Below are 20308 nucleotides of genomic sequence, written 5' to 3'. Positions count from 1 at the left end.
CATGAGCGTCGCCGAACTCACCACGGCATCGTCTCCGGCGAGCGGGAGCCCGCGGGAGCGTCTCACCGTACGGAATCTGCACGTGGGCTTCACGCGAGACGGGGAGACCAGGAGCATCGTGCGCGACGTGTCGTTCACGCTGTCCGCCGGGCGATGCGTCGCGATCGTCGGCGAATCCGGTTCGGGCAAGAGCGTCACCGCCCGGACACTGGCGGGACTGACCGGCGCGGGCGCGATCGTCGAGGCGGAGGAGCTCTCCCTCGGCGATGCCGACCTCACCGCCCAGACGGCGAGGTCGTGGCGAGGGATCCGCGGCAAGCGCATCGGCTTCATCCAGCAGGACGCGCTCGTCTCGCTCGACCCGCTGCGCCCCGTGGGTCGGGAGATCGAGGAGGCGCTGCGCCTGCACGGCTGGCGTGATCGGTCGGTTCGCCGACGGAAGGCGATCGAGCTGCTCGCGAGCGTCGACGTGCCGCAGCCCGAACTCCGCGCGCGGCAGCGACCGGGTGAGCTGTCCGGTGGGCTGCGGCAGCGCGCTCTGATCGCCTCCGCGATCGCCCTCGACCCCGAGGTCATCATCGCGGATGAGCCCACGACCGCCCTCGACGTGACCGTGCAGGCGCAGGTGCTCTCGCTGCTGGAAGACGCGAAGGCACGCGGCGCATCCATCATCCTCATCAGCCACGACCTCTCCGTCGTCGCGCAGCTCGCCGACGACATCCTCGTGATGCGCGAGGGCGAAGTGGTCGAACAGGGCGCAGCCGCGCAGGTGCTCGGAGCCCCGCGACACGCGTACACGCAGAGCCTGGTCGATGCCGTCCCCAGCGGACACACCCGCGGCGAGCGCCTCGCCCCGCAGGAGCGGACCGTCCCGAACCTGCACATCGCCCGGCCCTCATCGGGAGTGAACGGGGAGCCGGTGCTGGAGGCCCGAGGCCTCGTGAAGCGATTCGTCTCCCCCGACGGCAGGCTGAGCACCGCGGTCGACGACGTGTCGTTCACACTGCGCCGCGGAGAGACGCTCGGGATCGTCGGCGAGTCCGGCTCGGGAAAGAGCACGACGGCGCGCATCGCCCTCGCACTCGAGCACGCCGACGAGGGCGAGGTGCTGCTGCTCGGATCCCCGTGGTCCGCCGTCTCGGAGTCCCGCCGGCGACCGCAGCGCCGACGGATCGGCGTCGTGTATCAGGACCCGCTGAGCTCGTTCGATCCGCGGTGGAACACCGAGCGCATCCTGCTCGACGCCATCCCCGCCGATGCCGGGCTGACGCGACGGCAGCGCGAGCAGCGCGTCATCGATCTGCTCGCTCAGGTGGCCCTGCCCGCGTCCGTCCGCGAGCGCTTCCCGTTGCGCCTCTCCGGCGGCCAGCGTCAGCGCATCGCGATCGCCAGGGCGCTGGCGACCTCCCCCGAGATCATCGTGCTCGATGAAGCGGTGTCAGCGCTCGACGTCTCCGTGCAGGCGCAGGTGCTCGATCTGCTCGTGGACCTGCAGGACGAGTACGGGCTCAGCTACCTGTTCATCTCGCACGATCTCGGGGTGATCCATCACCTCAGCGACCGCGTGCTCGTCATGAAGGACGGCGTCGTCGTCGAGCACGGAGATGCCGAGCAGATCTTCCGTGCGCCCGCGCACCCTTACACGCAGGAACTGCTGCGGGCGCTTCCCACGCTCTGAGCGGCGGAGGGGCGGCCCGGGTTGCACCGGTTCGCCGGGCCGGAGGGGAAAGAGAGAGGGCCGGTCGGACATGATCTCTCATGTCCGACCGGCCCTCTTCACGGTGGACCTAAGGGGATTCGAACCCCTGACCTCCTCGATGCGAACGAGGCGCGCTACCAACTGCGCCATAGGCCCGTGAACGAGTTCTACGTTATCACGATCGAAACGCCGCTCGCGCCGCGGAGGGTCATCCCGCGGCGCGACGGGAGAGGAGTTCGCGCACGTGCGCCTCGATCTCGGCGTCGTCGACGAAGCCCATCCGGGCGTAGGGGGACGATGCGGCGGGAAGCTGCGTCGGTGCGGGCGGGGCCATCTGCTCCGCGCGCTCCCGAAGGGCGGCGACCCGTGCGGCCTTGCGACGCTGCTCCTGGGCATCGATCTGCGCCTGCGCCGCCTGAGCGCGCGAGCCGGCCACCGACACGAGCGGCTCAGGAAGCGGCCTCGGGGTCCACGTCGCGGGCCCCTGATCGTGCAGCTCCGGAGCGACGCGCGGCGCCGCCGGGACGGCGACGGTGTGGGTGGCTCGTGCGACACGTCGGGCGACCGCGGCTATCCGCTGCAGGGTGACCCCGGCGAGCACGACCAGCGCACCGCCGATCCACAGCAGCACGGAGGACGACGCGGCGAGCAGCTGCCAGACACCGAGTCCGGCGAGCGCGAGCCCGAGGACGAGTGTCGTGGTGGCCGCGGCGCGGACACGTCGACGGGCGCGGGCACGACGGATCACCGGATCGGCCCTGGTCGCAGCGAGCTCCTCACGCAGCGCTTCGAGCTCGGCGGCCTCCCGTTCGGACTGCACGCGCTTCGCGAGCTTCTGCTGCGCCAGAGCGGTGCGGGCATTGAGTTCGATGCGCACCTCGGCCGGAGTCTCGCTCGTCTCGGCGAGGACGCGCAGCGCCTGATTCAGCCGCACGGCGTTGCGCTCGGCCGCGTTGTACTGGAATCGCCCGCGCCAGGAAGGCAGCAGGTACAGCATCCAGAGGAGCACAGCGACGAGGACGATCACTCCCCCGCTCAGCACCGGCCCGTCCATATCGACAACGCTAAGGGGTGCAGGGGTGCGCGGCCGTGCAGAGCGACGCGTGTCGCCGCGAGTCCTTCCGGATCCGACCGGCGACCCCGCCGTTCAGTGCGAGATGCGGTCCGACGGCGGGACGGTCGCGGCCTCGGGCGGCACCTGGCCGTTCAGCCAGCGCGCGAGCACTCCCTGCGGCACATCCTCCCGCGTCAAAGCGAACGCGTAGTGGTCGCGCCAGTCGCCGTCGATATGGATGTACCGACGACGCAGCCCCTCATACCGGAAGCCGAGCTTCTGGACGATGCGGAGGCTCGCGGCGTTCTCCGGGCGGATGCAGATCTCCATCCGATGCAGTCCGTACTCCGTGAAGCAGGCGTCGGTCGCGAGCGCCACGGCCGTCGGCGTGATGCCCTTGCCGGCGAACCGCTCGCTCACCCAGTACCCGATCGTCGCCGAGCACAGCGAACCGCGCGAGACACCCCACACGTTGAGCTGCCCGGCGATCTCGCCGTCGTACTCCATGACGAACGGGTAACCGGAGCCGTCGCGATACTGCTGGAGGAGACGTCGGATGCTCAGCCGCATGTCGAACGAGACCGACCCGTACGGGACCGTCGCCTCCCACGGCTGCAGCCAGGAGCGATTCGACAGCAGCTCGTGCTGCAGTGCTCGGGCGTCCTTCGCACGGACCAGCCGCAGTTCGATGGGTCCGTGTCGCATTCCTGCCGTCGAATCCATGCCGCACCGACGCCCGCGGAGTCGCCTAGAGGCGTTCCGCGAACTCCTTGAGCCAGGGCCGCAGCTCCGGGCCGAGGTCATCCCGGTCCGAGGCCAGCTGCACGATCGCCTTGATGTAGTCGACCCGGTCTCCCGTGTCGTAGCGGCGGCCTCCGAAGACGACGCCGACGACACCGGGGCCGTCGGGGTCGGTCGCGAGCTCCTGCAGCGCATCGGTCAGCTGGATCTCGCCGCCCTTGCCCGGCTCGGTGCGCTCGAGGATGTCGAACACGGATGCCGGGAGGACGTAGCGACCGATGATCGCGAGGTTGGAGGGCGCGTCCTCCTTGGCGGGCTTCTCCACGAGACCCGTGACCCGGACCGCGTCGGAGCCCTCGAGCGGCTCGACGGCAGCGGCGCCGTACATGTGGATGCTGTCGGGGTCGACCTCCATCAGTGCGACGACGGCGGCGCCGGTGCGCTCGTGCTCGGCGATCATGTCGGTCAGCAGCGGGTCGCGCTCGTCGATGAGGTCATCGCCGAGGAGGACGGCGAAGGAGCTGTCGCCGACGTGGGTCCGTGCGCGCAGCACCGCGTGACCGAGTCCCTTCGGCTCGCCCTGACGCACGAAGTGGATGTCCGCGAGGTCGCTGGACTTCATGACCCGCTCCAGGCGACCGGTGTCGCCCTTCTCCATCAGCTTCACCTCGAGCTCGGGCACCGAGTCGAAGTGGTTGGAGATCGCGTTCTTGTTCCGGCCGATGATGACCAGGATGTCCTCGATGCCGGCGTCGGCCGCCTCTTCGACGACGTACTGGATCGCCGGCTTGTCGACGACGGGGAGCATCTCTTTCGGCATCGCCTTCGTCGCGGGGAGGAATCGCGTCCCCAGTCCTGCCGCGGGAATGACGGCTTTGATCTTGTGGTCAGCCATCCTCCCAGCCTAGCGGTGACCGTCGCCCTAGACTCGGAGCCATGTCGAACGACGTCGAACACGCCAAGCGTGCGCTGCGCGCCGAGCTGCGCGAGCGACGCCAGCTCCTCTCCGATCCGCAGCGCGAAGCCGCGGCCGCCGCGATCGGCGAACGCCTCGACGCGCTGATCGACGAACTCGGAGCGCGGTCCATCTCCTGCTTCCTGTCCACGACCACCGAACCCGGGACGCGGGACTTCGTGACCAGGGCGGTGCGCCGGGGCATCCGTGTGCTCCTTCCCGTCACGCGCGCGGACGGCCTGCTGGACTGGGCCGTGGCCACGGACGACGACGAGGTGGCGGAGGGCCTGTTCGGCCTGCCGGAGCCGACGGGCGAGGTGCTCGGCCCGATCGCGGTCAACGACGTGGATCTGATGATCGTGCCGGCCGCGGCCGTCGACCGCAGCGGGATGCGCATGGGCTGGGGGCGCGGTTACTTCGACAAGACCATCGGTTCGATGGAGAAGTGCCCTCCCGTGTACGCGGTCATCTATGATTCCGAGGTACTCGACGAACTTCCGCGAGAGGTGCACGACCAGCCGGTGAACGGCATCGTCACCCCGTCGCAGACGCTCACCCTGTCGCCTCGGCGACGCTGAACCGCAAGGACCTCCATGCCCACCTACGCCTATGCCTGCACCTCGTGCGGGCACCAGTTCGACGCCGTGCAGAGCTTCTCGGATGACGCGCTCACGGTGTGCCCCGAGTGCGGCGGCGCGCTGCGCAAGCAGTACGGCTCGATCGGCGTGACGTTCAACGGCTCGGGCTTCTATCGCACGGACTCGCGCGCCAAATCCGGGGGTTCGAAGGATGCTTCGGCATCATCGAAGTCGGAATCGACGACGAGCGCCAAACCGGCCGCTGCGTCGACTCCCGCCTCGAACTGAGGCCCATCCGACTGGGGGTTTCCATGCTCAAAGGTTTCAAGGACTTCCTGCTCCGCGGGAACGTCATCGATCTGGCCGTCGCGGTCGTCATCGGCACCGCGTTCACCGCCATCGTCACGGCCGTCGTCAACAGCATCATCAACCCGCTCATCGCCCTCTTCCTGAAGGCGGACGCCGCCGGGCAGTTCGGCATCCAGGTCCCGAACATCTACGGCGAGACCGTCACGTTCCCGATCGGCGACCTGATCTCCGCGATCATCAGCTTCCTCGCGGTCGCCGCGGTCGTCTACTTCGTGTTCGTCCTGCCGATGAACACGTTCAAGGCGCACGTCGAGGCACGCAAGGGCACGCCCGCCGAGGAGCCGGAGGAGGAGCCGGCAGCGGCGACCGAGGCCGAGCTGCTCGTCGAGATCCGCGACCTGCTCAAGGTGCAGCGCGGCGCCTGACGCCTCTCGCACATCCAGACGCACGGTCCTCCCCGGAGGGCCGTGCGTCTCGTTTTCCGGGCGCACCTCGGCCCACGGCGTCCTCAGTAGTGCGGCGGCACGTCCTGCCGGAGCTGATCGTCGTTCGGTCCCTTCGCGCCCTTCGGACGAGCCGGCGGCGGTGCGTCGTCGGTCTTCGCCTCGGGCGCGGGATCGCTCCCGGGAACCGGGGTCAGCCGGGCTCGCCGCGAACCCGCGATGCGCACGACGCGCTGACGCGGTGCGGAGCCGTCCGGCTCGTCGGTCATCCCGCGTCGCCGAGATCGATCGGCTGCGTGTCGTTCTCCGCGCGCGGCGCGGAGTCGGAGATGCCGAGGACAGCGGCGATGCGGCTCGCGACCGTGACCGGGTCGCTGTACAGATCGAAGGCGTGCACGCGCACATAGTGCCAGCCCAGGCGCCGGAGCACGTGCGGGCGCAGCCGCAGCGTCTCGCGCAGCGACTCGCCCCGCGTCTCCGGATCGGATTCGATGACCACGGCTTTGCCGCCGTGCTGCGCCACCAGGGGAAGCAGCCCACGGTAGTCGACGTCGACGGAGGCACCGAGGCGTCGCAGCTCGCGGGCCAGGGCGAGGGTGAGCGGATCGGCGAGGTCCTCGAGCCTGGCGTCCCTGCCGCGCGCGGCGAGACCGCCGAGGATCGACATGAGCGTCGCCGCTCCGTGCTCGAGGCGTCCGTCGTCGAAGGAGGAGGGGCGGATCGAGGAGACGATGACCATCGACCGACGCGCGCGCGTCATCCCGACCGTGAGCAGCCGCTCCCCGTCGGGGGTGGACAGGTCGCCGAAGTCGCTCAGCACGCGCCCGTGCTTGGTGAGGCCGAATCCGAGCGAGAAGATCACCCGGTCGCGGCTCTCCGCCACGGACTCCTCGAGCGTCAGGACGGCGAACGGCTCGGCCGTGTCCCGTCCGACGAAGTCCGCCACGTCGGAGCGTCCCGCGAAGGCCGCGGTGACCGCTGCGCGGACGCGCTCCGCGTGCCGCGCGCTCGCGGTGACGACCATGAGGGACTCGGCAGGCCGGTGCACGGCATGCTCGACGACGAGGGTCACGACCCTGGCGACCTCGGCATCCGGGCTCTCGACCGCGCCCGAGATCGGGTCGGGGGTTCCCGTCCCGCCCTCGACGTAGTCGACGGTGAGGCTGCCGCGCCCGAGGTAGGAACCGGCCCACGGCAGCGAGACGATCTCCCCGCCGTAGAAGGCGTCGTTGATCAGCTCGGCGAGGTCTTCCCCTCCCGCGCGGTAGCTGCGCGTCAGGGTCATCACCGGCAGCAGTTCGGACAGCCGCTCGAATGCCGAGACGTCGTCGAAGGGAACCTCCGGCTCCCAGGACTCGTCGGGATCCACGGCGAGGTGGAAGGGCGTCGGGCGCTGCGTGACCGGGTCGCCGAACGCGACGATCTGACGCGCGCGCCGAATCGAGGGGGCCGCCTCGGCGAGGTTGATCGCCGCGGCATCGACGAGGAGCACGGCGTCGAACTCCACGGAGTCCGGGATCTCCGGCACCAGGTACGGCGAAGAGATCCACACGGGCGCGAGCGCGTCTACCAGGGTCGGCGCGGCGCTCACGATCTGCGCGGTGCTCGTGGCCTGCTGCGTCAGCGCCCGTCGCAGGTTCTGCGACTGCTCCGGTTCATCGACGATCGCGATGCGCCACTGGTTGGCGAGCTGCCACGCCAGCAACGGACCGGCCATCGCCGCGTGGGCCTCGTCCACGAGCCGGAAGTCGCGCTCCAGACGGTCGACGACGGCGGTGTTCGCCCCGAGGAGGGCACGATCGTCTTGCAGCGCGCGCTCCAGCAGCGACTGCCACCACGCGAACTCCAGCTCCTCCCCCACCTGGGACTCGGAGACGTGGCGCACGGACAGATCGGCCAGCAGAGGGCCCAGGCCCAGCAGAGCGAGTCGGTCACGCAGCTGCGCGCGCTCGACCAGGTTCTCGAAGACGTCGGACTTGGCGGCGAGGCCGGCGAGCGTGCGCACCAGTCGGGCCACCGGCAGCGAGGCCAGGGGCTCGCGGCGTCCCAGTGCGGCGTCGAGCTCGGCGAGCTCGGCCTCGACCCGCTGCCACGCGGACGACACGTCGGCGAGGCCGAGCGGGATCTCCGGGGCGACACCGGCCTCGACGAAGCGCTGCCACTGCGTGCGCTGGGCCTGGATGCGCAGCAGCGCCTCGTGCATCTCGGTGACGTGGACGCCGGGGCGCACGTACTCCTTCGCGAGACGCCGCAGCCGGCGACGGTTCGCTCCGGACAGACCAGGCGCATCGCGACGCGAGCCGTGCGCCTGGATGAGCTCGCCGAGCGGCCGCTCGAACACGGTCGGGCTGAACCGGTCGAGGGAGTCGCGGATCCCCTGCAGCAGTCGCAGGTACTCGCCGAGCTCGTCGATGGTCGCGAACGGACGCATGTGGGTCTGGGCGATCAGCTCGTAGCCGCGCTCGAGGAGCGTCGGCACGCTCGAGGAGTGCAGACGGCCGGCCAGCTCGTGGGCGGCGCGGGCAGCCTCGGTGCTGGCGAAGGTCACGCCGTACCAGGGCGAGTCGTTCGGGCCGAAGCGGAACTCGCCGAGGCGCGCGGCCTGGGCGAGCGCCTCCGCGGCCTCGGTGCGGTCCGCTGCGAGCCGGCGCAGCGCATCCGTGCCGAGGCGGGCGGTGGTCGACGGCGGCACGGGAAGCGAGGCGAGGCGCGTGAGCTGACGGGTCGCATCCAGGACGGAGGCGTTGAGCCCCGCCACCGGGGCCGTCAGCGCCCGCCGGTAGTCGCGGAGCACCGTGCGCAGTCGCACGAGCGCATCGTCGACCTCGCTGACCTTGGGCGCGGTCGCCTTCTCGTTCCTTCCGATCGCCCTGACCAGGTCGCGGCGGACGCTCGCCGGCGAGACCGCGAGGCTGTCGAGGCCGATCCCGGCGAGGCGGTGCCGCACCCCGTCCAGCGTGGAGCGACGAGCGGAGACGACGAGCACGCGCTTGCCCCCGCGGACCAGCTCCCCGAGGGCGTTGATCACGGTCTGGGTTCCCCCGGTGCCCGGCAGCGTCGCCACGGTGAGGGAGTGTCCTGCGGCGATCCGGGCGAGCACGGCCTCCTGCTCGGCGTCCGCATCGAGGAGCAGGTTGTCCGACGCCGGTGCGCGGTCATCCGGACCGACGTGGTGCGGGGTCGCCCGGGGCGCGGTGACCTGCTCGCGGTCACCGGCGTGTCCCCCGAGCGCGTTCAAGAGCTGATGGTCGAGGCTGCCGCCGTCGCGGGACATCCCGCCGGACACATCGGCGAACGTCGACACCACCAGTCGCGGCTCGACGGAGAACGTGTCGATCGCACGCGTCATGGCGCGCAGGCTGTCGATCACCGGCTGCGGCTTGAAGATCCCGCCGTCGTACGCGAGGGCGGCGAGCGCCGCGGCGTCGATCGAGAGCCCGAAGTGATCGCGGGCGATGCGGACGAGTTCGGGGTTGACCTCGAAGGCCCCCTGGAGCTTGAGCTCGAAATCCGAGTGATGACGACGGATCGCCAGCGGGCGCAGCAGCACCGGAGCCGCGAAGTCCGCTCCCCCGATCCGCCATCGGGCGACGCCGACGGCGAGGTGGACGGCCTCGATCCCTCGGACCGTGCGCAGCTCGGTGTTCTTGGCGGTGATGCGCTCGGCTGCGAGCCGCGCCGTGCGCAGCCCGACCTCGTCGCGGAACAGGTTCGACAGCAGCGTCGACTTGCCCGTGATGAACTGCGGCAGGCTGCCGGGGTGCGCCTTGGAGATGTCGATGCCGGATTCCGGGCGGTCGCGGAAGCTGGTCAGCGGCGAGGGGCCGCCCAGGTCCGCCGCCTCCGCGCGCAGCCGGGTGCGCTCGGCCTCCGCCGCGTGTGCGATCTCCACACCGGTCGTGGAATCGTGCAGATCGCCGAGCGACACAGCAGCGTCCGCCGCTGTGTCACCCGCAGACTTCTCTTCACGTCGCCACACACTGACACCCTAGGCGCGCGACCGCGTCCGCACGCGTAACCCGGGCGGGTTTCCGCCGAATTCCCGCCTGTCCGCGGGCGATCGGCACTCGTTCTGCATCGATCCGGCTGAGCCGACGTTCTCCACCGTCGACGGACCCGCGGTGCGGCGCACACGCGGGGGCCGGTCAGGATGGGGGCATGACCTTCCGATACGACTTCGCCCCGACGCCTTTCGGCGATGCTCTCGCGGTCTTCTCCCACGAGGGCATCGTCCGCTTCGATCTCTCCGAGTCCGACGATCCGAGCGTGCCCTGGCTCCTCGAAGGGGTGTCGCGCCAGCTGCGCGCGATCCCGGAGCACGACCCCGGAGCCGCCGACGAGCTCACCGAGCTCCTCGACCGCTATTTCGACGGCGAGCCGGTCCGCTTCGACGAGCACGTCCGCCTCGACTGGCGCCTGGCGGACGGGTTCGCGCTCACCGCGCTGCAGACGATCTGCACGATCGACTGGGGCGAGACCATGAGCTACGGCGAGGTCGCTGTGCTCGCGGGGCATCCCGGTGCCGCGCGCGCCGTCGGCACGGCCTGTCGCCTGACCCCGTTCTCGATCATCGTGCCCGTGCATCGCGTGGTCCGCTCCGACGGCAGCATCGGCCAGTACGGCGCGCACCCGGAGCGCAAGCGATTCCTCCTCGACCTCGAAGCCGGCTGACCGGACGACAGGCGACGGGGACCCGGCGTGTAGGCCGCCGGGTCCCCGTCGGTCCGCGTCAGGACCGGTGGATCGCCGTCAGTGATCCACGGCCTTCTCGGCACCGAAACCGGTCAGCGAGCGCACCTCCATCTCGGCGGCCAGCTGCGGCGACTCCTTGCGCGTGCTCGTGATCGTGCCGAGCCAGCCGAGCAGGAAGCCGAGCGGGATCGAGACGATGCCCGGATTGTTCAACGGCCAGACGGCGATGTCGATCCCCGGGATCATCGAGGTCGGCGTACCGGAGAACACCGGGGACAGGATGATCAGCAGGATGGCGGATCCCAGGCCTCCGTACATGCTCCAGACCGCGCCGCGGGTGGTGAACCGCCGCCAGAACAGCGAGTACAGGATCGTGGGGAGGTTCGCCGACGCGGCGACCGCGAAGGCGAGCGCGACGAGGAACGCGATGTTCTGCCCCTGAGCGCCGATCCCGCCGATGATCGCGAGGATGCCGATCACGATGACCGTGCGTCGCGCCACGCGGACCTCACCGTTCGGATCGGCCTCGACCGGCTTGCCCGCCGCGTCCTTCCTGCCCTTCTGGATCACGTTGGCGTAGATGTCATGCGCGAACGACGCAGCCGCCGTGATGGTCAGCCCGGCGACGACCGCCAGGATCGTCGCGAACGCGACAGCGGAGATGAAGCCGAGGAGCACCGGGCCGCCCAGCTCGAGCGCCAGGAGCGGCGCGGCGGAGTTGACGCCGCCGGGCGCCGCCGCGATGACGTCGGCGCCCACGAGCGCCCCCGCCCCGTAGCCGAGCACGAGGGTCAGCAGGTAGAAGCCGCCGATGAGCCAGATGGCCCACACGACGGAGCGACGGGCCTCCTTGGCGGTCGGCACCGTGTAGAAGCGCATCAGGACGTGCGGCAGTCCCGCCGTGCCCAGCACGAGCGCCATCCCGAGCGAGAGGAAGTCCCAGGGGTTCGCGCCGTACTGCAGACCGGGCTTGAGCACCGCATCGCCCTTGTCGGAGTTCGCGACCGCCGCCTCCAGAAGCGTGTTCAGGCTGAAGCCGTTGATCGCGAGGACCCAGATCGTCATCGCCAGCGCGCCGCCGATCAGGAGGAACGCCTTGACGATCTGCACCCAGGTGGTGCCCTTCATGCCGCCGATCAGCACGTACACGATCATCAGCACGCCCACCACGGCGATCACGATCGACTGGCCGAGACGACCGTCGATGCCCAGGAGCAGAGACACCAGCCCTCCCGCTCCCGCCATCTGCGCCAGCAGGTAGAAGAAGCACACCGCGAGGGTGGTGATGGCCGCCGCCATCCGCACGGGACGCTGCTTGAGCCGGAACGACAGCACGTCGGCCATCGTGAACTTCCCGGTGTTGCGCATCAGCTCGGCCACCAGCAGCAGGGCGACGAGCCAGGCGACGAGGAACCCGATCGAGTAGAGGAATCCGTCGTAGCCGTTGATCGCGATGGCGCCGCAGATGCCCAGGAACGAGGCCGCGGAGAGGTAGTCGCCCGCGATGGCGAAGCCGTTCTGCGGACCGGTGAAGGAGCGTCCGGCCGCGTAGTAGTCGGCGGCGGTCTTGTTGTTGCGGCTCGCGCGGATGACGATGAACAGCGTCACGGCCACAAATGCCAGGAATATGGAGATGTTGAGGACCGGATTGATCTCGAGTTCGACGGCCTCCGTCGCGGTGCGAATGTCGCTCATGCCTGCGCCTGCGCCTTCTCGAGGTCTTCGCGGATCTCGGCGGAGAGCGGGTCGAGTTTCCTATTCGCGAAAGACACGTACGCCATGGTGATCGCGAATGTCGTGACGAACTGCCCGAGCCCGAAGAGCAGACCGACGGTGATATCGCCCCAGACCCGCTGTCCCATGAAGTCGGTCGCGAAGGCCGCGAGCAGCACATAGACGAAATACCAGATGAGGAAGAAAGCCGCGAGAGGGAAGATGAAGGATCTCTGCTTGCGTTTCAATGCGAGGAATCGCGGAGACTGCTCGACGGCGATGTAATCGATCCCGCCGTCCGGTGCTGCGTGCGTCTGGTCGCTCATGGGGCCTCCTTGCCACATGTCAGGGTCCTCGCACGAGCCGATCGCGCGAGTGGTAGGGTCGACGCTACGAAACGGGGAACGGCGTCGTCACCCCCGGAAGTAGGTAATCGTCTTGAGCGCAACGGTCACCCTCGAATCCGAGGCCGAGCTCGTCGCCAACGCGGTGCGCGAGCTGGCCAGGCGTACGCGTTTCCCCGTCGCCTTCGGCGGTCTCATCGAAGAGGGCGTCGTGAGCGTGACCAGCATCGTGGGCGCGCGCACCCGCTCTCTGGACGGTCTGCGGGTCCGCCCCGAGCGCGGACTCGGCGGTCGCGCGATGATCGAGCTCCGCCCGCGGATGACCAGCGACTACGGGTCGTCGCAGCAGATCACGCACGACTACGACGTGTTCGTGCTCGGCGAGGGGTTGCGCACCCTGCTCGCGCTGCCGATCGTCGTACAGGGCCGATCGCGCGGTGTGCTCTACGCGGGGGCGTGGAACGAGGAGCAGATCGGCGGGATCACGACGGCGCCCGCGATGCAGGTGGCCCAGTCGGTCGCGGACGAGCTCCGCATCCGCGACGAGGTGCAGCGTCGGCTGCAGGCCGCACCGGCGAGCGATGCGGTCGCGCCACCGCAGCGCGAGGAGCTGCGCGAGAGTTTCGCGGAGCTCCGCAGCATCGCCGCCTCCGTGGACGACGCCGACATCCGTGCCCGTATCGCGCAGGTCGAGCGCCGTCTGCTCACGCTCGCGGGAGACGCGGTGCCGGCGACGACGGGCGCGATCCCCACCGTGCACCTCTCTCCGCGGGAGACCGACGTGCTGGCCTGTGCGGCCCTGGGGTCGACCAACGCCGAGATCGCGTCTCAGCTCGGGCTCCGCGAAGGGACCGTGAAGGCCTATCTGGGGACGGCGATGTCCAAGCTCGACGCCTCGACGCGCCACGCCGCCGTGACCCGCGCCCGCCGGGCCGGGCTCCTGCCCTGATCGCCCACCGGACATCGAATGATGACACGCGCCGAAATGCGCGGTTGTCCGCTTTCCACTCGGCGGGTAAAGTCCCTTTCATGGCGAGACGAATTGTGCACCAGCTGGTCGACGACATCGATGGCAGCGTCCTGGAGGTCGGCGAAGGCGAGACGGTGCATTTCTCGCTCAACGGCGCGTCTTATGAGATCGACCTGAATGCGCAGCACGCCGAGGAATTGCGAAAGGCGCTCGAGCCGTATATCTCCGCAGGTCGGCGCGCCGGGTCCTCCGCCGCGTCGCGGGGGTCGAGCGCTTCCCGCACTTCTTCCTCGCGCAAGCGTCCGGCGCGCAATCCCGAGGTCGCCGCGATCCGCACCTGGGCGAATGAGAACGGCTACAGCCTCTCGGAGCGCGGTCGTATTCCCGCGTCGGTTCTCGAGGCGTACCGCGCCGCACACTGACCGTCCGACGGGGCGGACGGAGGAGTCCTATTCCTCCGCTTTCGGCAACCACGGCTCGTCGCGCAGCGTGATCTCCTCGGTCATGTCCTCGAGGAATCGGATCACGACGTCGCGTTCGGCCGGCGTCAGTCGCGCCGCCGCGTAGAAGCGCTTGGCCTGCTGCCGCCCCACCGTCTCCATCGCCGCGTGCCTGGTCTCGGGCGTGATCGTGATCGCCAGCGCCCTCCGGTCCGTGGGGTGCGGCGAGCGCTGGATGTGCCCGCCGCGCTCCAGCCGGTCGAGGAGCTTCGTGGTCGCCGCCGTCGACACCCCGAGGTGTCCGGCGATGCCGCTCGGCGTCGCGACCAGCTCGCGGTTCGCGCAGACGATCAGGTAGTGCAGCGCCCGCATGTCCGTCTCGTTCAGCTGCATGTAGCGGCGCGAGGCCTGGGAGAGGCGCTGCTCGGCATCGCGCAGATTGCCGAGCGCCTCCATCAGCAGGGCGATCTGACGCAGGTCCTCCGGAGGGACGCCGGTGCGATCGACGAGGGTACTGCGCGGATCGCTGGCCTCGACGTCGTAGATCGCGGCGTGGCTGAGGCCGTCGTGTGCAGGCGCACCGGGGACCGGGGTGGTGCCGCGCGCGCTGTCCATGCGATCATGTTACACACGAACAGTTTCATGCTAAGTTGATTATTCACTTGGTTAGCTAAAGAGGTCGAGAGGACGCCATGGACGACGTGACGCTCCTCGCCGAAGACGGGACCGCTGTCGGCGTCCTGCCGAAGAGCGAGGTCCACACCACCGACACCCCCCTGCACCTCGCCTTCTCGTGCTACGTGCTCGACCGGAACGGACGACTGCTCGTCACGCGCCGCGCCCTCTCCAAGCGCACGTGGCCGGGGGTGTGGACCAACAGCTTCTGCGGCCACCCCCGACCCGACGAGGAGATGCTCGACGCCGTGCGCCGCCGCGCCGCGGACGAGCTGGGCCTTCGCCTGAGCGCCGTCCGCCTCGTGCTCCCCGACTACCGGTACCGCGCCGTCGATGCGAGCGGCATCGTGGAGAACGAGATCTGCCCCGTGCACATCGCGGTGGTCGATGACGAGCCGTCCGCCGACCCCGACGAGGTGGCCGAATGGGCGTGGGTCGAGATCGAGGCCTTCATCGAGGCCGTCGCCTCGGCGCCGTTCGCGTTCAGTCCCTGGCTCGTGGAGCAGCTGCCCCAGCTGCATCGGCTCGGCGAGGTCTGACCGATGTCCGCAACGGCGACGGTCGAGGATCTCGGCACGCGGATCGAGGAGGCTCTGCGTCTGCGGTTCGCCGAGCGCGCCGCCGCGGCCGAGCGCTACGGGACCGACTTCGTCGCCCTGTGGCAGACCGCGGCCGAACACGCCACCGGCGGCAAGCTCCTGCGGCCGCGGCTGCTGCTCGACCTGCTGCGCGCGCTGTCTCCGCACGGCCTCTCGAAGGACGAGACGCAGCGCGCGATCGGCATCGCCGTCGACGTCGAGATGCTGCACTTCGCCTTCCTCCTGCACGACGACGTGATCGACGGCGACCTCCTCCGCCGCCGCCGGCCGAACCTGATCGGAACGCTCGCGCAGCGGCACGGGGTCGACCCCTCCGAGCCCGTCCTGCACTGGGCGCGATCCAGCGCGATCCTGCTCGGCGACCTGTTGCTGACCTCGGCGACCATCGGCTTCGCCCGTGTCGACGCGAGCACCGACACCCGCGACCGACTGCTCGCCCTGCTGGAGCACACCATCCTGGAGACCGTCGCCGGCGAGCACGCCGACGTCGCCTTGAGCGACGGAGTGATCACGCCCGATCTGCGGACCATCCTCGCGACCAGCGCCCACAAGACCGCGACGTACTCCTTCGTGCTCCCCCTGCGCGCCGCCGCCGTGCTGGCCGGAGCCGCACCCGCGGCGGAGGAGCACCTCGCGGCGATCGGCGGCCACCTCGGCCTCGCCTACCAGTTGCAGGACGACCTGCTCTCGGTGTTCGGCGACGCCGACAGGCACGGCAAGGACCCGTTCTCCGACCTCCGCGAGGGGAAGGAGACGGCCATCGTCGCGTACGCCAGGATGACCGGGCACTGGCCGAGCATCGAGCTCCGCTTCGGCACCGCCGACCTGACGCCCTCGGAGGCCACTGACATGCGGGATCGACTGCGCGAGTGCGGCGCGGAGGACTTCGTCCGCGGCCTCGTGCAGGAGCAGCTCGCCGCGGCCTCGACCGTCCTCGCCGAAGCGGAGGCGGACGGCACCCTGCCCCCGGCCGTCGCGCACACCATCCTCCAGCTCGCCTCGCGCATCGAGGGCCGCAGCGAATGAACACCCCTGCCGACGGCCCGGACCGGGCCGCCCTCCAGCGCTTCAACCGGACGGCGGAGATCGCCACGACCGACGTGATCCGCACCTACTCGACCTCCTTCGGGCTCGCCACACGCCTGCTCGGCGCGCGGCATCGCCAGCATGTCCGCAACATCTACGCGATGGTGCGCATCGCCGACGAGATCGTCGACGGGGTCGCCGCGGAGGCCGGGCTCGATGCCGGAGCGCAGTCCGCCGCTCTCGAGTCGTACATCGCCGAGACCCATCGATCCATGCGCACCGGCTACAGCAGCGACCTGATCCTGCATGCATTCGCGCGCACGGCCCGCGAGTGCGCGATCGGCGAGGACCTCACCGGCCCCTTCTTCGCCTCGATGCGGGCCGACATCGCCACGGACTCCGGGTTCGCCGCCTACGACGCGGACGCGCACGCGACCTATGTGCACGGCTCCGCTGAGGTCGTCGGCCTGATGTGCCTGCAGGTGTTCCTGCGCGGGGTCGAGCGCACGCCCGAGCAGCTCGAGACGCTCCGGCACGGTGCCAGCCGGCTCGGCGCCGCCTTCCAGAACGTGAACTTCCTGCGCGACCTCGCCGACGACACGGATCGCCTGCACCGCGGATACCTCGGCGGGGCCGAGCGGCTGACGGACGCCGAGCGCGACGCGTGGGTCGAGACGATCACGCAGCAGCTCGAGGATGCCCGCGCGGCGATCCCGCTGCTGCCCAGGGATGCCCGCGCGGCGGTGCGCAGTGCGCTCGCCCTGTTCGCCGCCCTGACCCGACGCGTCGCGAGAACACCGGTCGAGGAGCTCTATCGACGCCGCGTCCGCGTGCCGGATCCGGTCAAGGCGGCACTCGCCTCCCGCGCGCTCCTGGTCACCGCGCTGGAGCGGGACCGATGAGCCGCGTGGTGGTGATCGGCGCCGGTGTCGCCGGTCTCGCGACGGCGGGGCTGCTCGCGAAAGAGGGCCACGACGTGGTCGTGCTGGAGAAGAACGACCGCGTCGGCGGACGCGCCGGCACGATCGAGCGCGACGGATTCCGGTTCGACTCTGGTCCGTCGTGGTACCTGATGCCCGAGGTCTTCGACCACTTCTTCGCGATGATGGGAACCTCGACCGCCGAGCAGCTCGACCTGGTGCGCCTCGATCCCGGGTACCGGGTCTTCCGCTCCCCCGACTCCTCGGATGCCGCGGACGGACCGGTGACGGTGCCGGCGGGTCGGGACGCGGTCACCCGCCTCTTCGAGACCCTGGAGCCCGGCTCGACGGGGGCCCTCGACGCGTACCTCGACTCCGCGCAGCACGCCGGGACGATGGCGCAGAGGTACTTCCTCTACAACCCCTTCACCCGGCTGCGCTCTCTCGCCGCTCCGGACGTGCTGCGCGCGCTGCCGCGGTTGGCGGCCCTGCTGGGCACGCGTCTGCAGGCCTTCGCCGCCCGGCGCTTCCGGCATCCGGCCATCCGCCAGATCCTCGGATACCCCGCGGTCTTCCTCGGCACGGACCCGCGCAGCGCCCCGGCGATGTACCACCTGATGAGCGCACTCGACCTCGACCAGGGCGTCAGCTACCCGCAGGGCGGCTTCTGGCGCGTGGTGGAGCGGATCGAAGGACTCGCCCGCGAGGCGGGAGTCCGGATCGTGACAGGCGCCGACGTCACCGGCATCCGCACCCAGGACATCGGCGGCGCCCCTCACGCGACCGGGGTCGGCTGGCGGGACGAGGCGGGGCACACCCACGTCGAGAGCGCGGACATCGTGGTGTCCGCCGCCGACCTGCACCACACCGAGACCGCCCTGCTGCCCCGCTCGCTGCAGTCCTACCCCGAGTCGTGGTGGGCTCGGCGGACCAGTGGCCCCGGCGGCGTCCTGGTGATGCTGGGCGTTCGCGGCACCCTCCCCCAGCTTCCGCACCACTCGCTGTTCTTCACGGACGATTGGGACGCGAACTTCGACGCGATCTTCGGTCCGTCGCCCTCGGTGCCCGCGCCGGCGTCGATCTACGTCTGCCGACCGAGCGCCACCGATCCGGACGTCGCCCCGGCCGACCACGAGAACCTCTTCGTGCTGATCCCCGTGCCCGCGGACGTCGACCTCGGCGGCGGCGGGCCTGACGGCTCGGGCTCTCCGCGCGTGGAGGAGGCCGCCGATGCCGCGATCGACCAGATCGCAGCATGGGCCGGGATTCCGGACCTGCGCGAGCGGATCGTCGTACGGGAGACGAAGGGCCCAGCGGACTTCCACGCGGACTACCGCTCCTGGCGCGGTGGCATGCTCGGCCCTGCGCACATCCTGTCGCAGAGCGCGATGTTCCGCGCCCAGAACGCCTCCCGCCGAGTGCAGGGCCTGTTCTACGCCGGAGCCACGACCGCGCCGGGCGTCGGGGTCCCGATGTGCCTGATCAGCGCCGAGCTCGTGCTGAAGCGCGTACGCGGCGACCACTCCCCCGGTCCGCTCGACGAGCCGGTCGCCGGCGAGGCGGCGCGATGATGGGCGCGATCTACCTCGCCGCTCTGCTCGTCTCGCTCGGGTGCATGCTCCTGCTCGACTGGCGGTTCCGGCTGTTCTTCTGGCGCGACGCCGTATCCGCGGCGATCGTGACGGCTGTCGGGTTCACCTTCTTCCTGCTCTGGGATGCCGCCGGCATCGTCAACGGGATCTTCTTCCGAGGAGAGGGCGTGATCGCCACCGGTCTGCTGCTCGCGCCCGAGCTGCCGATCGAGGAGCCGGTGTTCCTGGTCTTCCTCGTCGTGTGCACGATGGTGATCTACTCCGGCGCCGCCCGGATCCTCGAACACCGACGCGGGCGACCAGCCGGGACGGGAGCCGGACGATGAGCTACCTCTCCCTGTCGGCCGTGTTCCTCGCCGTCGCCGCTCTCGGCGGTCTCGGCGCGGCGCTCATCACGCGTCGGCGTCCGCATGCGGCGGCTCTGGGCCTCACCGCGCTCACGCTGCTGCTGCTCACCGCGGTGTTCGACACCGTCATGATCGCCGCAGGGCTCTTCCACTACGCGCCAGGACAGCTCGCCGGCGCGCACATCGGGCTCGCGCCGATCGAGGACTTCGCCTATCCGCTCGCCGGAGTGCTGCTGCTGCCCGCACTGTGGACCGCACTGCACTCGCGTCGCTCGCGCCGCGAGCCGTCGATCGACCGCGAGGAGGGCGGGGCATGAGCGCCCACCCCTCCGGCCGCGCAGGCGTGGGCGGCGCGATCGCCCAGATCGTGCTCTCCTCTCGGCCGATCAGCTGGATCAACACCGCCTTCCCCTTCGCCGCCGCCTACCTCCTCACGACGCGCGAGGTCGACCTCACGCTCGTGATCGGAGCGGTGTACTTCCTCATCCCGTACAACCTGGCGATGTACGGGATCAACGACGTGTTCGACTACGCCTCCGACCTCGCGAACCCGCGCAAGGGCGGCATCGAAGGCGCGCTCCTGTCTCCGCGCCTCCACCGTGCGACGCTGTGGGCTGCTGCGCTGACCAACATCCCGTTCCTCGTCTACCTCGTGGCGGTGGGGAACCCGGCGTCATGGATCTGGCTCGCCGTGAGCGTCTTCGCCGTCATCGCCTACTCCGCGCCGGTCCTGCGGTTCAAAGAACGGCCGTTCCTCGACTCGCTCACCTCGAGCACCCACTTCGTGAGCCCCGCGATCGTCGGACTCGCGCTGGCCGGCGCTCCCGTCACACCCGCGGTCGTGCTCACCCTGAGCGCGTTCTTCCTCTGGGGCATGGCCGCGCACGCCTTCGGAGCCGTGCAGGACATCGGGCCCGACCGCGAGGCGGGGATCTCCTCGATCGCGACGGTCATCGGCGCGCGGGCGACCGTGCGCCTGGCGCTCGTCCTCTGGGTGGTCGCGGGAGCCGCGATGCTGCTGACGCCGTGGCCGGGACCGCTGGCCGCGGTCCTCGCGCTGCCGTATCTCGTCAACGCCGCCCCGTGGTGGAACGTGACGGACGCGACCTCGGCGTCGACGAACCGCGCGTGGCGCCGCTTCATCGCCCTCAACTATGTCGCGGGGTTCCTCGCGACCATGATCCTCATCCTGGCGTGGGTCTCCTGACCAC

22 protein-coding genes and 1 tRNA gene are annotated in these 20308 nt (G+C 70.3%); 14 read left to right on the top strand and 9 right to left on the bottom strand.

Annotation, left to right across the window (positions count from 1 at the left end; genetic code table 11):
• Nucleotide 1: 1 nt before the first annotated feature.
• Nucleotides 2-1678, top strand: coding sequence for a dipeptide ABC transporter ATP-binding protein (locus F6A08_RS06375; RefSeq protein WP_225855753.1), 1677 nt, complete (start codon nt 2-4; stop codon nt 1676-1678).
• Between the two features lie 104 nt (nt 1679-1782).
• Here the strand turns inward: F6A08_RS06375 and F6A08_RS06370 are convergent.
• From F6A08_RS06370 to galU, 4 genes are all read right to left on the bottom strand, one after another.
• A tRNA-Ala gene (locus F6A08_RS06370) sits at nt 1783-1855 on the bottom strand.
• Between the two features lie 52 nt (nt 1856-1907).
• Nucleotides 1908-2753 carry a hypothetical protein gene (locus tag F6A08_RS06365; RefSeq protein ID WP_151458937.1) on the bottom strand — a complete coding sequence of 282 codons (846 nt, stop codon included), beginning with the start codon at nt 2751-2753 and terminating at the stop codon, nt 1908-1910.
• 93 nt (nt 2754-2846) lie between these two features.
• A complete protein-coding gene (locus tag F6A08_RS06360; RefSeq protein ID WP_017202727.1) occupies nt 2847-3458 on the bottom strand; it encodes a GNAT family N-acetyltransferase in 612 nt (203 codons plus the stop codon).
• A gap of 43 nt (nt 3459-3501) precedes the next feature.
• A complete protein-coding gene (gene galU, locus F6A08_RS06355) occupies nt 3502-4389 on the bottom strand; it encodes a UTP--glucose-1-phosphate uridylyltransferase GalU (protein WP_017202728.1) in 888 nt (295 codons plus the stop codon).
• A 41-nt stretch (nt 4390-4430) separates the two neighbouring features.
• On the opposite strand from galU, the gene F6A08_RS06350 reads away from it, so the two are divergent.
• The 3 genes from F6A08_RS06350 to mscL are packed head-to-tail and all read left to right on the top strand — an operon-like array spanning nt 4431 to nt 5761.
• Nucleotides 4431-5027 carry a 5-formyltetrahydrofolate cyclo-ligase gene (locus F6A08_RS06350; RefSeq protein WP_151458936.1) on the top strand — a complete coding sequence of 199 codons (597 nt, stop codon included), beginning with the start codon at nt 4431-4433 and terminating at the stop codon, nt 5025-5027.
• Nucleotides 5028-5042: 15 nt separating this feature from the next.
• A complete protein-coding gene (locus F6A08_RS06345; RefSeq protein WP_017202730.1) occupies nt 5043-5315 on the top strand; it encodes an FmdB family zinc ribbon protein in 273 nt (90 codons plus the stop codon).
• A gap of 23 nt (nt 5316-5338) precedes the next feature.
• Nucleotides 5339-5761: a large conductance mechanosensitive channel protein MscL gene (gene mscL / locus F6A08_RS06340; protein ID WP_017202731.1), complete on the top strand. Its 423-nt coding sequence runs from the start codon at nt 5339-5341 to the stop codon at nt 5759-5761.
• Between the two features lie 83 nt (nt 5762-5844).
• Here the strand turns inward: mscL and F6A08_RS06335 are convergent, their stop codons facing one another.
• Nucleotides 5845-6048, bottom strand: coding sequence for a hypothetical protein (locus tag F6A08_RS06335; protein ID WP_017202732.1), 204 nt, complete (start codon nt 6046-6048; stop codon nt 5845-5847).
• Complete coding sequence (locus F6A08_RS06330; protein ID WP_404810432.1) at nt 6045-9758, bottom strand: AAA family ATPase; 3714 nt, start codon at nt 9756-9758, stop codon at nt 6045-6047. The genes F6A08_RS06335 and F6A08_RS06330 overlap by 4 nt, the downstream gene beginning before the upstream one ends.
• 179 nt (nt 9759-9937) lie before the next feature.
• Between F6A08_RS06330 and F6A08_RS06325 the strand changes: the two genes are divergently transcribed.
• Nucleotides 9938-10450, top strand: coding sequence for a methylated-DNA--[protein]-cysteine S-methyltransferase (locus tag F6A08_RS06325; protein ID WP_151458935.1), 513 nt, complete (start codon nt 9938-9940; stop codon nt 10448-10450).
• 78 nt (nt 10451-10528) lie between these two features.
• On the opposite strand, the gene F6A08_RS06320 is transcribed toward F6A08_RS06325, so the two are convergent.
• Together F6A08_RS06320 and F6A08_RS06315 are read right to left on the bottom strand one after the other, a co-directional pair.
• On the bottom strand, nt 10529-12166 hold the full coding sequence (locus F6A08_RS06320; protein WP_151458934.1) for a solute symporter family protein: 1638 nt from the start codon (nt 12164-12166) through the stop codon (nt 10529-10531).
• Nucleotides 12163-12510, bottom strand: coding sequence for a DUF485 domain-containing protein (locus F6A08_RS06315; RefSeq protein WP_017201368.1), 348 nt, complete (start codon nt 12508-12510; stop codon nt 12163-12165). The genes F6A08_RS06320 and F6A08_RS06315 overlap by 4 nt, the downstream gene beginning before the upstream one ends.
• A gap of 112 nt (nt 12511-12622) precedes the next feature.
• On the opposite strand from F6A08_RS06315, the gene F6A08_RS06310 reads away from it, so the two are divergent.
• Both F6A08_RS06310 and F6A08_RS06305 read left to right on the top strand, forming a co-directional pair.
• Nucleotides 12623-13477: a LuxR C-terminal-related transcriptional regulator gene (locus F6A08_RS06310; protein WP_017201369.1), complete on the top strand. Its 855-nt coding sequence runs from the start codon at nt 12623-12625 to the stop codon at nt 13475-13477.
• 80 nt (nt 13478-13557) lie between these two features.
• Complete coding sequence (locus F6A08_RS06305) at nt 13558-13920, top strand: histone-like nucleoid-structuring protein Lsr2 (protein ID WP_151459120.1); 363 nt, start codon at nt 13558-13560, stop codon at nt 13918-13920.
• Nucleotides 13921-13947: 27 nt separating this feature from the next.
• Here F6A08_RS06305 and F6A08_RS06300 read toward each other — a convergent pair whose 3' ends face one another.
• Nucleotides 13948-14553, bottom strand: a complete 606-nt coding sequence (locus tag F6A08_RS06300; RefSeq protein ID WP_017201371.1) for a MarR family winged helix-turn-helix transcriptional regulator — start codon at nt 14551-14553, stop codon at nt 13948-13950.
• A 77-nt stretch (nt 14554-14630) separates the two neighbouring features.
• Here F6A08_RS06300 and idi point away from each other — a divergent pair, with 77 nt between their 5' ends.
• Genes idi through F6A08_RS06265 form a run of 7 tightly spaced genes read left to right on the top strand, consistent with a single transcriptional unit; the run spans nt 14631 to nt 20304 of the window.
• Complete coding sequence (gene idi, locus F6A08_RS06295) at nt 14631-15152, top strand: isopentenyl-diphosphate Delta-isomerase (RefSeq protein WP_017201372.1); 522 nt, start codon at nt 14631-14633, stop codon at nt 15150-15152.
• A gap of 3 nt (nt 15153-15155) precedes the next feature.
• Nucleotides 15156-16238: a polyprenyl synthetase family protein gene (locus F6A08_RS06290; RefSeq protein WP_124896155.1), complete on the top strand. Its 1083-nt coding sequence runs from the start codon at nt 15156-15158 to the stop codon at nt 16236-16238.
• A complete protein-coding gene (locus F6A08_RS06285; RefSeq protein ID WP_151458933.1) occupies nt 16235-17140 on the top strand; it encodes a phytoene/squalene synthase family protein in 906 nt (301 codons plus the stop codon). The genes F6A08_RS06290 and F6A08_RS06285 overlap by 4 nt, the downstream gene beginning before the upstream one ends.
• On the top strand, nt 17137-18729 hold the full coding sequence (gene crtI, locus F6A08_RS06280; protein ID WP_151458932.1) for a phytoene desaturase family protein: 1593 nt from the start codon (nt 17137-17139) through the stop codon (nt 18727-18729). Before F6A08_RS06285 ends, crtI begins: the two co-directional genes overlap by 4 nt.
• The gene (locus tag F6A08_RS06275; RefSeq protein ID WP_151459119.1) at nt 18729-19076 is read left to right on the top strand and encodes a lycopene cyclase domain-containing protein; all 348 of its coding nucleotides are present in this window, start codon (nt 18729-18731) and stop codon (nt 19074-19076) included. The genes crtI and F6A08_RS06275 overlap by 1 nt, the downstream gene beginning before the upstream one ends.
• Complete coding sequence (locus F6A08_RS06270) at nt 19073-19414, top strand: lycopene cyclase domain-containing protein (protein WP_151458931.1); 342 nt, start codon at nt 19073-19075, stop codon at nt 19412-19414. Before F6A08_RS06275 ends, F6A08_RS06270 begins: the two co-directional genes overlap by 4 nt.
• Nucleotides 19411-20304, top strand: a complete 894-nt coding sequence (locus F6A08_RS06265; RefSeq protein ID WP_151458930.1) for a prenyltransferase — start codon at nt 19411-19413, stop codon at nt 20302-20304. The genes F6A08_RS06270 and F6A08_RS06265 overlap by 4 nt, the downstream gene beginning before the upstream one ends.
• Nucleotides 20305-20308 lie beyond the last annotated feature (4 nt).

The sequence above is a fragment of the Microbacterium algeriense genome (assembly GCF_008868005.1).
GTDB classification, from domain to species: domain Bacteria; phylum Actinomycetota; class Actinomycetes; order Actinomycetales; family Microbacteriaceae; genus Microbacterium; species Microbacterium algeriense.
The sequence above is the reverse complement of the archived record's forward strand: the minus strand, read 5'-3'. Positions and strand labels throughout refer to the sequence as shown.